Origin of the sequence: Escherichia sp. MOD1-EC7011 (assembly GCF_002965005.1) — a bacterium.
Taxonomy (GTDB): Bacteria; Pseudomonadota; Gammaproteobacteria; order Enterobacterales; family Enterobacteriaceae; genus Escherichia; species Escherichia ruysiae.
On the sequence record NZ_PTRD01000031.1, the window covers coordinates 1 to 12,849 of the forward strand.

Consider the following 12,849-nt stretch of genomic DNA (forward strand, 5'->3'; position numbering starts at 1 on the left):
GCCGAAGCTGTTTTGGCGGATGAGAGAAGATTTTCAGCCTGATACAGATTAAATCGACAGGTCGGAATAAGACGTGTTGATAAACAGAATTTGCCTGGCGGCCGTAGCGCGGTGGTCCCACCTGACCCCATGCCGAACTCAGAAGTGAAACGCCGTAGCGCCGATGGTAGTGTGGGGTCTCCCCATGCGAGAGTAGGGAACTGCCAGGCATCAAATTTAGCAGTAAGCCGGTCATAAAACTGGTGGTTGTAAAAGAATTCGGTGGAGCGGTAGTTCAGTCGGTTAGAATACCTGCCTGTCACGCAGGGGGTCGCGGGTTCGAGTCCCGTCCGTTCCGCCACCCTAATTAGGGGCGTAGTTCAATTGGTAGAGCACCGGTCTCCAAAACCGGGTGTTGGGAGTTCGAGTCTCTCCGCCCCTGCCAGAAATCATCCTTAGCGAAAGCTAAGGATTTTTTTTATCTGAAATAACCTCTCCGAAGTAAATCCTTCTACCGGCATCCTTGCCAGCCATTCAGATTAATACACATCATCCAGCACGTTAATTTTCAATAGTTCGCGAATCAACGCGTGTTTATCGCTATTTTGCAGCCATATAGCATAAAGAGGACGTGAAAGAGTTGTGCTGTCGACAACGGTATGCAGCCCGCCTTTCTTACGCGCCCAGCTCACCGGTAGCCATGTGCAACCATTAAGCATCGCAATCTGTTGCTGTGCCAGTTCAGCAGAACTGGTTGTTAGCATTGGAACTTCATCAGCACCGATCAAACCAGCCTCATGTTGTTGAAAATCCGGCCCCCATTCCAGACGGAGATAGTTAAGCTCACCTTTTAGCTTAGAAGGGGCACTGGTATAGAGTGCTAAAGTAAAATGCCCCAGTAACTGACTACTAAATTCATCCATTTTGGGCGCTTCAGTAGTAATAAGAAGATCAAGCTGGCGTTCATGCAGTTGTTTTACCAGAGATTGGCGCTGGGCAATTCGCGCTTCGAACTGTAAGCCTGTATGGGCATCCTGATTTTGATACAAGCGCCCCAGCCACTGATTAAGCATACACTCCCACAACGAGGCGCTGGCACCGATAGAAAACTCATTATGTCGTGAGGTATGCGCTACCTCCTTACGAGCGGTCTGCCAGGTGCTCATGAGTGTTTCTGCATAAGGCAACAGCTTTTCACCGGCAGCGGTTAAACGGATATTGTTTCTGTGACGGGTGAAAAGATTCACACCCAGTTGATTTTCCAGTTGTCTGATCCGAAAGCTCACTGCTGACTGGGTCAGATAGAGCGATTCAGCCGCTCGGCCAAAGTGACGCGTTCGGCTAACTTCCAGGAAAGTTTTTAACAATTCCGTATCCACAGTGCTCTCCGCAAAATTATTTGTCGTTATGATTTAAATGTTTTGTTTTACACTCTGTCAAGCGTAACTAATACTCCGCGCCATAACTAGCTCGGTCAAAGAATTAGGAGCGTGCAGGATGGCGGAAAGCTTTACGACGACTAATCGATATTTCGACAATAAACATTATCCACGTGGATTCTCTCGTCATGGTGATTTCACCATCAAAGAGGCACAACTGCTTGAACGTCATGGTTATGCCTTCAATGAGCTGGATCTCGGCAAACGCGAGCCGGTTACCGAGGAAGAGAAACTCTTCGTAGCAGTATGCCGTGGCGAACGTGAGCCAGTGACAGAAGCAGAACGCGTGTGGTCCAAGTATATGACGCGTATCAAGCGTCCAAAACGTTTTCACACTCTTTCCGGCGGTAAACCGCAGGTCGAAGGTGCTGAAGACTACACCGATTCCGACGATTAATAAAAAGGGCGAAATGCCCTTTTTTTACGTCAGCAGCTTTTGCAAATGGATGAGCAAACGGTCGATAGCCCGATAACTTACGGCCTCTTGTAAATGCTGACGTGTGATGACGTCAGACTGATCAATATCAGCTATGGTTCTTGATACTTTCAGTAACCGCTGCCAGGCACGAATAGATAATCCCAGATGGATCAGCGTTTCTTCCAGCCACTGTGCGTCCTCGTTCTCAAGCTTGCAAAATTGTCGTATTTCCGGACTATCCAGCCAGGCATTCAGTTTATTCTGCCGCTTAAATTGGCGCTCTCTGGCGGCCATTACGCGTTGTTTAACGGTGGCGCTGCTTTCCCCCTGAATGACCGCTTTGCTCAAAATACCGGGTGGCGGTAGCGGGATCTCCAGTGAGAGGTCAAAGCGGTCAAGAAAGGGACCGGAGAGTCGGTTGAGATAACGCAGCGTTTGTTCCGGCGTGCAGCGGTTATGGTTCCCTTGATAATGTCCTGTTGGGCTGGGATTCATCGCCGCAACAAGCTGGAAACGGGCTGGATAGGTTATTTTTGCTCGTGTGCGTGAAAGATGGATTTGCCCTGACTCTATGGGTTCCCGCAAGGCATCCAGTGTACGCCGTTCAAATTCAGGTAGTTCATCAAGAAAAAGTACGCCGTTATGCGCCAGCGAAATTTCACCAGGCCCGGGAATTGCGCCACCGCCCACCATCGCAGTTAACGACGCACTGTGGTGCGGTGAGCGGAACGGGCGCTGCCGCCATTGTTTTTGCACTGATTCGGCATTTACCAGGCTTAATATTGCGGCACTCTCCAGTGCTTCTTCATTGCTTAAATCTGGCAACAGGCCATTAATACGGCTGGCGAGCATCGTTTTGCCTGTTCCCGGCGGTCCAATCAATAAAAGGTTGTGTCCGCCAGCAGCAGTAATTTCCAGTCCTCGCTTTCCTTGCTCCTGACCGACAACATCACTGAGATCATGTTGTAATGCACGGGATACTACATCAGTTGGTTTCGGGCGTTCGAGAGCGTGTTTACCTTCCAGAAATGCACAGACAGCCTGCAGATGATCGGCTATCAGGCATCCTTCACCGTTAATTAACCCCACTTCATCTTCGTTGTCTTTCGAGACGATAATTTTTCTGCCCGACTTAATGGCTTCAGTTGCACTGGAGATTGCGCCTGGAACGCCACGCAGAGCGCCTGTAAGCGCCAGTTCTCCGACTAATTCATATTCATCTAACTTATTGGCTGTAAGCTGTTCTGAGGCCGCCAGCAACGCAATGGCGATAGGTAAATCATATCGTCCCCCTTCTTTTGGCAGATCGGCAGGAGCAAGGTTGATGGTGATTTTTTTCGCCGGATATTCATATCCGCTATTGATAATGGCGCTGCGCACGCGATCGCGAGCTTCTTTCACCGTTGTTTCTGGTAAGCCCACCATTGTTAACCCTGGCAAACCTTTACTGATATGTACCTCAACAGTGATCGGGGGAGCATTGACTCCCAGGGCGGCACGAGTATGAACAATTGACAGTGACATAAGTCCTCCTTAAGTCACCATTATGAACATAAGAGATCCCTGCTGTAGTCTGCGAAATTGTGTTATTTAGCGGCTGATTCCCGTTTATTTGTGCAAAGTAATTTGAGTTGTATTAGTGATGGAATCACTCTCGCAAAAATAAAAAGCACAAAAAACTGCCACTCGAAGAGCGCGAGAATTATACGGAAATTGAATTTTTTTCACTCACAAATTTTTATATAAAAAACAATGGTTTTTATAGAAATTATTATGAGAGTCATAAAAAGCGGCCAAAAAATATCTTGTGCTATTCGCAAAATCTATGGTAACTCTTTAGGCATTCCTTCGAACAAGATGCAAGAAAAGACAAAATGACAGCCCTTCTACGAGTGATTAGCCTGGTCGTGATTAGCGTGGTGGTGATTATTATCCCACCGTGCGGGGCTGCACTTGGACGAGGAAAGGCTTAGAGATCAAGCCTTAACGAACTAAGACCCCCGCACCGAAAGGTTCGGGGGTTTTTTTTGACCTTAAAAACATAATCGAGGAGCAGGCAATGAATAACAGCACAAAATTCTGTTTCTCAACATTCAGGACGGGGAACTAACTATGAATGGCGCACAGTGGGTGGTACATGCTTTGCGGGCACAGGGTGTGAACACCGTTTTCGGTTATCCGGGTGGCGCAATTATGCCTGTTTACGATGCATTGTATGACGGTGGCGTAGAACACTTGCTGTGCCGGCATGAACAGGGCGCGGTAATGGCGGCTATCGGTTATGCCCGTGCTACCGGTAAAACGGGCGTGTGCATCGCCACTTCTGGCCCTGGCGCAACCAACCTGATCACCGGACTTGCGGACGCGCTGTTAGATTCCATCCCTGTCGTTGCCATCACCGGTCAGGTATCTGCACCGTTCATCGGCACCGATGCATTTCAGGAGGTTGATGTCCTGGGATTGTCGTTAGCCTGTACCAAACACAGCTTCCTGGTGCAGTCGCTGGAAGAATTACCACGCATCATGGCCGAAGCGTTTGATGTCGCCAGCTCAGGTCGTCCCGGTCCGGTTCTGGTCGATATCCCTAAAGATATCCAGTTAGCCTGCGGCGATCTGGAACCCTGGTTCACCACCGTTGAAAACGAAGTGACTTTCCCACATGCCGAAGTCGAGCAAGCGCGCCAGATGCTGGCAAAAGCGCAAAAACCGATGCTGTATGTTGGCGGCGGCGTGGGTATGGCGCAGGCGGTTCCTGCTCTGCATGAATTTCTCGCTGCCACAAAAATGCCTGCCACCTGCACGCTGAAAGGGCTGGGCGCAGTCGATGCGGATTATCCGTACTATCTGGGGATGCTGGGGATGCACGGCACCAAAGCGGCGAACTTCGCGGTGCAGGAGTGCGATATGCTGATCGCCGTTGGAGCACGTTTTGATGACCGGGTTACCGGCAAACTTAACACCTTCGCACCACACGCCAGTGTTATCCATATGGATATCGACCCGGCAGAAATGAACAAGCTGCGTCAGGCGCATGTGGCATTACAAGGCGATTTAAACATGCTGTTGCCTGCGTTACAGCAATCGTTAAATATCGATGAATGGCAGCAATACTGCGCACAAATGCGTAGTGAACATGCCTGGCGTTACGATCATCCTGGAGATGCTATCTACGCGCCGTTGTTGTTAAAACAACTGTCGGATCGTAAACCTGCGGATTGCGTTGTGACCACGGATGTGGGGCAGCATCAGATGTGGGCTGCGCAGCACATCGCCCACACTCGCCCGGAAAATTTTATCACTTCAAGCGGTTTAGGCACTATGGGCTTCGGTTTACCGGCGGCGGTTGGCGCACAAGTCGCGCGACCGAACGATACTGTCGTTTGTCTCTCCGGTGACGGTTCTTTCATGATGAATGTACAAGAGCTGGGCACCGTAAAACGCAAGCAGTTACCGTTGAAAATTGTCTTACTCGATAACCAGCGGTTAGGGATGGTTCGACAATGGCAGCAACTGTTTTTCCAGGAACGATATAGCGAAACCACCCTTACCGATAACCCAGATTTCCTCATGTTAGCCAGCGCCTTCGGCATCCCTGGTCAACACATCACCCGTAAAGACCAGGTTGAAGCGGCACTCGACACCATGCTGAACAGTGATGGGCCATACCTGCTTCATGTCTCAATCGACGAACTTGAGAACGTCTGGCCGCTGGTGCCGCCTGGCGCCAGTAATTCAGAAATGTTGGAGAAATTATCATGATGCAACATCAGGTCAATGTATCGGCTCGCTTCAATCCAGAAACCTTAGAACGTGTTTTACGCGTGGTGCGTCATCGTGGTTTCCACGTCTGCTCAATGAATATGGCTGCCGCCAGCGATGCACAAAATATAAATATTGAATTGACCGTTGCCAGCCCGCGTTCGGTCGACTTACTGTTTAGTCAGTTAAATAAACTGGTAGACGTCGCACACGTTGCTATCTGCCAGAGCACAACCACATCACAACAAATCCGCGCCTGAGCGCAAAAGGAATATAAAAATGACCACGAAGAAAGCTGATTACATTTGGTTCAATGGGGAGATGGTTCGCTGGGAAGACGCGAAGGTGCATGTGATGTCTCATGCGCTGCACTATGGCACCTCGGTTTTTGAAGGCATCCGTTGCTACGACTCGCATAAAGGTCCAGTTGTATTCCGTCATCGTGAGCATATGCAACGTCTGCATGACTCTGCCAAAATTTACCGCTTCCCGGTTTTGCAGAGCATTGATGAGCTGATGGAAGCTTGCCGCGAAGTGATCCGTAAAAACAATCTCACCAGCGCCTATATCCGTCCGCTGATCTTCGTAGGTGATGTTGGCATGGGCGTTAACCCACCAGCGGGATACACCACCGACGTGATTATTGCCGCTTTCCCGTGGGGAGCTTATCTGGGCGCGGAAGCACTGGAGCAGGGGATCGACGCGATGGTTTCTTCCTGGAACCGCGCGGCGCCAAACACCATTCCAACCGCTGCGAAAGCGGGGGGGAACTACCTCTCTTCCCTGCTGGTTGGCAGCGAAGCGCGCCGCCACGGTTATCAGGAAGGTATCGCGCTGGATGTGAATGGTTACATCTCTGAAGGTGCAGGCGAAAACCTGTTTGAAGTGAAAGACGGCGTGCTGTTCACCCCACCGTTTACCTCATCCGCGCTGCCGGGTATTACCCGTGACGCCATCATCAAACTGGCGAAAGAACTGGGAATTGAAGTGCGTGAGCAGGTGCTGTCGCGTGAATCGCTGTATCTGGCAGATGAAGTGTTTATGTCCGGTACAGCGGCTGAAATTACGCCAGTGCGCAGCGTCGACGGTATTCAGGTGGGCGAAGGCCGTTGTGGCCCGGTCACCAAACGCATCCAGCAAGCCTTCTTCGGCCTCTTCACCGGCGAAACCGAAGATAAATGGGGCTGGTTGGATCAGGTTAATCAATAAATACAAAAAATGGGACGGCACGCACCGTCCCATTTACGAGACAGACACTGGGAGTAAATAAAGTATGCCTAAGTACCGTTCCGCCACCACCACTCATGGTCGTAATATGGCGGGTGCTCGTGCGCTGTGGCGCGCCACTGGAATGACCGACGCTGATTTCGGTAAGCCGATTATCGCTGTTGTGAACTCGTTCACTCAATTTGTACCGGGGCACGTCCATCTGCGCGATCTCGGTAAACTGGTCGCTGAACAAATTGAAGCGGCTGGCGGCGTTGCCAAAGAATTCAACACCATTGCGGTGGATGATGGGATCGCCATGGGTCACGGGGGGATGCTTTATTCACTGCCGTCTCGCGAACTGATCGCTGATTCTGTTGAGTATATGGTCAACGCCCACTGCGCCGACGCGATGGTCTGCATCTCTAACTGTGACAAAATCACCCCGGGGATGCTGATGGCTTCCCTGCGCCTGAATATTCCGGTGATCTTTGTTTCCGGTGGTCCGATGGAGGCCGGGAAAACCAAACTATCCGATCAGTTAATCAAGCTTGATCTGGTTGATGCGATGATCCAGGGGGCAGATCCGAAAGTTTCTGACTCCCAGAGCGATCAGGTTGAACGTTCGGCTTGTCCAACCTGTGGTTCCTGCTCCGGGATGTTCACCGCTAACTCGATGAACTGCCTGACCGAAGCTCTGGGTCTGTCGCAGCCAGGCAACGGCTCGCTACTGGCAACCCACGCGGATCGTAAGCAGCTGTTCCTCAATGCCGGTAAACGCATTGTTGAATTGACCAAACGTTACTACGAGCAAAACGACGAAAGCGCACTGCCACGTAATATCGCCAGTAAAGCGGCGTTTGAAAACGCCATGACGTTGGATATCGCGATGGGCGGCTCTACCAATACGGTTCTTCACCTGCTGGCGGCGGCACAAGAAGCGGAAATCGACTTCACCATGAGTGATATCGACAAACTTTCGCGTAAAGTCCCGCAGTTGTGCAAAGTTGCGCCGAGCACCCAGAAATACCATATGGAAGATGTTCATCGTGCTGGTGGCGTGATCGGTATTCTCGGCGAACTGGATCGTGCCGGGTTGTTGAATCGCAATGTGAAAAACGTACTCGGCCTGACCTTGTCGCAAACGCTGGAACAATACGATGTCATGCTGACTCAGGATGATGCGGTGAAAAATATGTTCCGCGCTGGCCCGGCTGGAATCCGCACTACACAGGCATTCTCGCAGGATTGCCGTTGGGATTCTCTCGATGACGATCGCGCAAACGGCTGCATCCGCTCGCTGGAGCACGCCTACAGTAAAGACGGTGGCCTGGCGGTACTTTACGGTAACTTCGCGGAAAATGGCTGCATCGTTAAAACGGCAGGCGTCGATGACAGCATCCTCAAATTCACTGGCCCGGCGAAAGTGTACGAAAGCCAGGATGACGCGGTAGAAGCGATTCTTGGCGGTAAAGTTGTCGCTGGCGATGTGGTTGTTATTCGCTACGAAGGCCCGAAAGGCGGACCGGGGATGCAGGAAATGCTCTACCCAACCAGCTTCCTGAAGTCGATGGGGCTTGGCAAAGCCTGTGCGCTGATCACCGACGGCCGTTTCTCCGGCGGTACGTCTGGCCTTTCCATCGGCCACGTCTCGCCGGAAGCGGCAAGCGGCGGTAGCATTGGCCTGATTGAAGATGGTGACCTGATCGCCATCGACATTCCGAACCGTGGCATTCAGTTGCAGGTAAGCGATGCCGAACTGGCGGCGCGTCGTGAAGCGCAGGAAGCCCGTGGCGACAAAGCCTGGACGCCGAAAAACCGTGAACGTCAGGTTTCCTTTGCTTTGCGCGCCTACGCCAGCCTGGCGACCAGCGCCGACAAAGGTGCGGTGCGCGATAAATCGAAACTGGGGGGTTAATAATGGCTGACTCGCAACCCCTGTCAGGCACCCCGGAAGGTGCCGAATATTTAAGAGCGGTGCTACGTGCGCCGGTCTATGAAGCGGCACAGGTCACGCCGCTACAGAAAATGGAAAAACTGTCGTCGCGTCTTGATAACGTGATACTGGTGAAGCGCGAAGACCGCCAGCCAGTGCACAGCTTCAAGCTGCGCGGCGCATATGCCATGATGGCAGGTCTGACGGAAGAACAGAAAGCGCACGGTGTGATCACCGCCTCGGCGGGTAACCATGCGCAAGGTGTCGCGTTCTCCTCCGCTCGGTTAGGTGTGAAGGCGCTCATCGTCATGCCAACCGCTACCGCCGACATCAAAGTCGACGCGGTGCGCGGCTTCGGCGGTGAGGTGCTGCTTCACGGCGCGAACTTTGATGAAGCGAAAGCTAAAGCGATCGAACTGTCGCAGCAGCAGGGCTTCACCTGGGTGCCGCCGTTCGATCATCCGATGGTGATCGCCGGGCAAGGCACGCTGGCGCTGGAACTGCTCCAGCAGGATGCTCATCTCGACCGCGTATTTGTGCCAGTCGGCGGCGGTGGTCTGGCTGCGGGCGTGGCGGTGCTGATCAAACAGCTGATGCCGCAAATCAAAGTGATCGCCGTAGAAGCGGAAGATTCCGCCTGCCTGAAAGCGGCGCTGGAAGCGGGTCATCCGGTTGATCTGCCGCGCGTGGGGCTATTCGCCGAAGGTGTTGCGGTAAAACGCATCGGCGACGAAACCTTCCGTTTGTGCCGGGAGTATCTCGACGACATCATCACCGTCGATAGCGATGCCATCTGCGCAGCGATGAAAGACTTATTCGAAGATGTGCGCGCAGTGGCGGAACCGTCTGGCGCGCTGGCGCTGGCGGGGATGAAAAAGTACATCGCTCAGCACAACATTCGCGGTGAGCGGCTGGCGCATATTCTTTCTGGAGCCAACGTGAACTTCCACGGTCTGCGCTACGTCTCGGAACGCTGCGAACTGGGCGAACAGCGTGAAGCGTTGCTGGCGGTGACCATCCCGGAAGAGAAGGGCAGCTTTCTGAAGTTCTGCCAGTTGCTTGGCGGGCGCTCGGTCACAGAGTTCAACTACCGTTTCGCTGATGCTAAAGATGCCTGTATTTTTGTCGGTGTGCGCTTAAGTCGCGGCCTTGAAGAGCGCAAAGAAATTTTGCAGATGCTCAGCGACGGCGGCTACAGCGTGGTTGATCTCTCCGACGACGAAATGGCGAAGTTGCATGTGCGCTATATGGTTGGCGGGCGTCCATCGCATCCGTTGCAGGAACGCCTCTACAGCTTCGAATTCCCGGAATCACCGGGCGCGCTGCTGCGCTTCCTCAACACGCTGGGGACGCACTGGAATATCTCTTTGTTCCACTATCGCAGTCATGGCACCGACTACGGGCGTGTACTGGCAGCGTTCGAGCTGGGCGATCATGAACCGGATTTCGAAACCCGGCTGAATGAGCTGGGCTACGATTGCCACGACGAAACCAATAACCCGGCGTTCAGGTTCTTTTTGGCGGGTTAATGGTTCGGCAAAATCTTCCAGAACGCCTCAATCAGCGGCTCATGTAGCCGCTTTTTTTGCGCACAAACGCCCAGCTCAAACGGCGTTTTCTCATCGCTGCGCTCTAAAATCATCACACGATTACGCACTGGCTCCGGGCTGTTATCCAGTACCACTTCCGGCAGCAGCGCCACACCACAGCCAAGCGCCACCATCGATACCATTGCTTCATGCCCGCCAACCGTGGCGTAAATCATCGGGTTACTGATTTTATTGCGTCGGAACCACAGTTCAATACGGCGGCGTACCGGTCCCTGATCGGCCATGATGAAGGGAATCGTCGACCAGTCCGGTTGTTCTACTGAGACCTGATTACGCACCGGGCAGGGCAGCGCGGGCGCGATCAGCACCACCGCCAGGTTCTCCAGCATCGAAAACGCCACCGCGCCTGGCAGAGTCTCCGGCTTCCCGGCAATCGCCAAATCTGCTTCTCCAGTGACCACTTTTTCCATTGCATCCGCCGCATCACCGGTGGTGAGCTTAATTTCCACCGATGGATGCTCCGCGCGGAATCGGTCGAGAATCGGTGGCAGATGGCTGTAAGCGGCAGTCACCGAACAGAAAATATGTAATTCGCCAGAGAGGGACGGCCCTTGCTGGTCGATGGTGTGGCGCAATTGCTGATACTGTAACAACGTTTGCTGGGCGAAAACACGCAGCTCTTCGCCCGCTTCCGTCAGCGTTACCGTGCGGTTATCGCGCACAAACAGCGGTTGGCCGAGATCTTCTTCCAGGCGCTGAATCTGTCGGGAAAGCGTGGAGGGGCTGACGTGCATTGCCCGCGCGCTACGGCCAAAATGGCGGCTTTCCGCCAGATGCAGAAACATTTTCAGGTCGCGTAAATCCACAGGCTTAACCCCCGGTTATGACGTTGCAGAAATTGCAATATGACGTTGTGAATATATCAATTTCCGCAATAAATTTCCTGTTGTAATGTGGTGACATTCTCGCTCAACAGCGAACCGAACAATAAGAAGCACAACATCACGAGGAATCACCATGGCTAACTACTTCAATACACTGAATCTGCGCCAGCAGCTGGCACAACTGGGCAAATGTCGCTTTATGGGGCGCGACGAGTTCGCTGACGGCGCGAGCTACCTTCAGGGTAAAAAAGTGGTCATCGTCGGTTGTGGCGCGCAGGGTCTGAACCAGGGCCTGAACATGCGTGATTCTGGTCTCGATATCTCCTACGCCCTGCGTAAAGAAGCGATCGCTGAGAAGCGCGCGTCCTGGCGTAAAGCGACTGAAAACGGTTTTAAGGTAGGTACTTACGAAGAACTGATCCCGCAGGCGGATCTGGTGGTTAACCTGACGCCGGACAAGCAGCACTCTGACGTAGTGCGTTCCGTTCAACCGCTGATGAAAGATGGCGCTGCGCTGGGTTACTCGCATGGTTTCAACATCGTCGAAGTGGGCGAGCAGATCCGTAAAGACATCACTGTAGTAATGGTTGCGCCGAAATGCCCTGGCACCGAAGTGCGTGAAGAGTATAAACGTGGATTCGGCGTACCGACGCTGATTGCCGTTCACCCGGAAAACGATCCGAAAGGCGAAGGCATGGCGATCGCTAAAGCCTGGGCGGCAGCAACAGGCGGTCATCGTGCCGGCGTTCTGGAATCCTCTTTCGTTGCGGAAGTTAAATCAGACCTGATGGGCGAGCAAACTATCCTGTGCGGTATGTTGCAGGCTGGTTCTCTGCTGTGCTTCGACAAGCTGGTGGAAGAGGGCACCGACCCGGCATATGCAGAAAAACTGATTCAGTTCGGCTGGGAAACCATCACCGAAGCCCTGAAGCAGGGCGGCATCACCCTGATGATGGACAGGCTCTCTAACCCGGCGAAACTGCGTGCTTATGCGCTGTCAGAACAACTGAAAGAGATCATGGCGCCGCTGTTCCAGAAACATATGGACGACATCATCTCCGGTGAATTCTCCTCTGGCATGATGGCAGACTGGGCTAATGATGATAAGAAACTGCTGACCTGGCGTGAAGAGACCGGCAAAACCGCGTTCGAAACCGCACCGCAGTATGAAGGTAAAATCGGCGAGCAGGAGTACTTCGATAAAGGCGTGCTGATGATCGCGATGGTGAAAGCGGGCGTTGAGCTGGCGTTCGAAACCATGGTTGATTCCGGCATCATTGAAGAGTCGGCATACTATGAATCACTGCATGAGCTGCCGCTGATTGCCAACACCATCGCCCGTAAGCGTCTGTACGAAATGAACGTGGTTATCTCTGATACCGCAGAATACGGTAACTATCTGTTCTCTTACGCTTGCGTACCGCTGCTGAAACCGTTTATGGCAGAGCTGCAGCCGGGCGATCTGGGTAAAGCTATTCCAGAAGGTGCGGTAGATAACGCGCAACTGCGTGATGTAAATGATGCGATTCGCAGCCATGCAATTGAGCAGGTAGGTAAGAAACTGCGTGGCTATATGACGGATATGAAACGTATTGCTGTTGCGGGTTAAGTGTGCGCTGATGCCCTCTCCCACAGGGAGAGGGAGAAAACACTCAAGGCCTTCTCCGGGAGAAGGCCT

Annotated in this window: 12 protein-coding genes, 2 tRNA genes and 1 rRNA gene; 12 read left to right on the forward strand and 3 right to left on the reverse strand. The window is 52.8% G+C overall.

Going from position 1 to position 12,849, the window contains the following annotated elements:
• The first annotated feature begins 93 nt into the window (after positions 1-93).
• The 3 genes from rrf (at position 94) to A7098_RS16055 (ending at position 424) form a co-directional block, all read left to right on the forward strand.
• Positions 94-209, forward strand: a 5S ribosomal RNA gene (gene rrf, locus A7098_RS16045).
• 54 nt (positions 210-263) lie between these two features.
• A tRNA-Asp gene (locus tag A7098_RS16050) sits at positions 264-340 on the forward strand.
• Between the two features lie 8 nt (positions 341-348).
• Positions 349-424: transfer RNA gene (locus tag A7098_RS16055), tRNA-Trp, on the forward strand.
• A 94-nt stretch (positions 425-518) separates the two neighbouring features.
• Here A7098_RS16055 and hdfR read toward each other — a convergent pair.
• Complete coding sequence (gene hdfR, locus A7098_RS16060) at positions 519-1,358, reverse strand: HTH-type transcriptional regulator HdfR (protein WP_105281083.1); 840 nt, start codon at positions 1,356-1,358, stop codon at positions 519-521.
• A gap of 118 nt (positions 1,359-1,476) precedes the next feature.
• Here hdfR and maoP point away from each other — a divergent pair, with 118 nt between their 5' ends.
• Positions 1,477-1,815, forward strand: a complete 339-nt coding sequence (gene maoP / locus A7098_RS16065; protein ID WP_000841001.1) for a macrodomain Ori organization protein MaoP — start codon at positions 1,477-1,479, stop codon at positions 1,813-1,815.
• A 24-nt stretch (positions 1,816-1,839) separates the two neighbouring features.
• Here the strand turns inward: maoP and A7098_RS16070 are convergent, their stop codons facing one another.
• Positions 1,840-3,360: a YifB family Mg chelatase-like AAA ATPase gene (locus tag A7098_RS16070; RefSeq protein WP_000058999.1), complete on the reverse strand. Its 1,521-nt coding sequence runs from the start codon at positions 3,358-3,360 to the stop codon at positions 1,840-1,842.
• Positions 3,361-3,710: 350 nt separating this feature from the next.
• Here A7098_RS16070 and ilvL point away from each other — a divergent pair, with 350 nt between their 5' ends.
• From ilvL to ilvA, 7 genes are all read left to right on the forward strand, one after another.
• Positions 3,711-3,809 (forward strand): ilv operon leader peptide, encoded by a 99-nt coding sequence (ilvL, locus tag A7098_RS16080; protein ID WP_001311244.1) that lies wholly within the window; start codon positions 3,711-3,713, stop codon positions 3,807-3,809.
• 86 nt (positions 3,810-3,895) lie between these two features.
• Positions 3,896-3,946, forward strand: coding sequence for a peptide IlvX (ilvX, locus tag A7098_RS16085; RefSeq protein WP_101687388.1), 51 nt, complete (start codon positions 3,896-3,898; stop codon positions 3,944-3,946).
• A 2-nt stretch (positions 3,947-3,948) separates the two neighbouring features.
• Positions 3,949-5,595, forward strand: coding sequence for an acetolactate synthase 2 catalytic subunit (ilvG, locus tag A7098_RS16090; protein WP_105281084.1), 1,647 nt, complete (start codon positions 3,949-3,951; stop codon positions 5,593-5,595).
• A complete protein-coding gene (ilvM, locus tag A7098_RS16095) occupies positions 5,592-5,855 on the forward strand; it encodes an acetolactate synthase 2 small subunit (protein WP_000983255.1) in 264 nt (87 codons plus the stop codon). The genes ilvG and ilvM overlap by 4 nt, the downstream gene beginning before the upstream one ends.
• 19 nt (positions 5,856-5,874) lie before the next feature.
• On the forward strand, positions 5,875-6,804 hold the full coding sequence (gene ilvE / locus A7098_RS16100) for a branched-chain-amino-acid transaminase (protein ID WP_105281085.1): 930 nt from the start codon (positions 5,875-5,877) through the stop codon (positions 6,802-6,804).
• 64 nt (positions 6,805-6,868) lie between these two features.
• Positions 6,869-8,719, forward strand: a complete 1,851-nt coding sequence (gene ilvD / locus A7098_RS16105) for a dihydroxy-acid dehydratase (protein ID WP_032226901.1) — start codon at positions 6,869-6,871, stop codon at positions 8,717-8,719.
• A gap of 2 nt (positions 8,720-8,721) precedes the next feature.
• Positions 8,722-10,266, forward strand: a complete 1,545-nt coding sequence (gene ilvA / locus A7098_RS16110) for a threonine ammonia-lyase, biosynthetic (RefSeq protein ID WP_105281086.1) — start codon at positions 8,722-8,724, stop codon at positions 10,264-10,266.
• On the opposite strand, the gene ilvY is transcribed toward ilvA, so the two are convergent.
• Positions 10,263-11,153, reverse strand: a complete 891-nt coding sequence (gene ilvY, locus A7098_RS16115; RefSeq protein ID WP_000365757.1) for an HTH-type transcriptional activator IlvY — start codon at positions 11,151-11,153, stop codon at positions 10,263-10,265. The genes ilvA and ilvY overlap by 4 nt on opposite strands.
• Positions 11,154-11,304: 151 nt before the next feature.
• Here ilvY and ilvC point away from each other — a divergent pair, with 151 nt between their 5' ends.
• Entirely contained in the window at positions 11,305-12,780 is a 1,476-nt protein-coding gene (ilvC, locus tag A7098_RS16120) for a ketol-acid reductoisomerase (RefSeq protein ID WP_000024944.1), read from the forward strand.
• Positions 12,781-12,849: the final 69 nt, after the last annotated feature.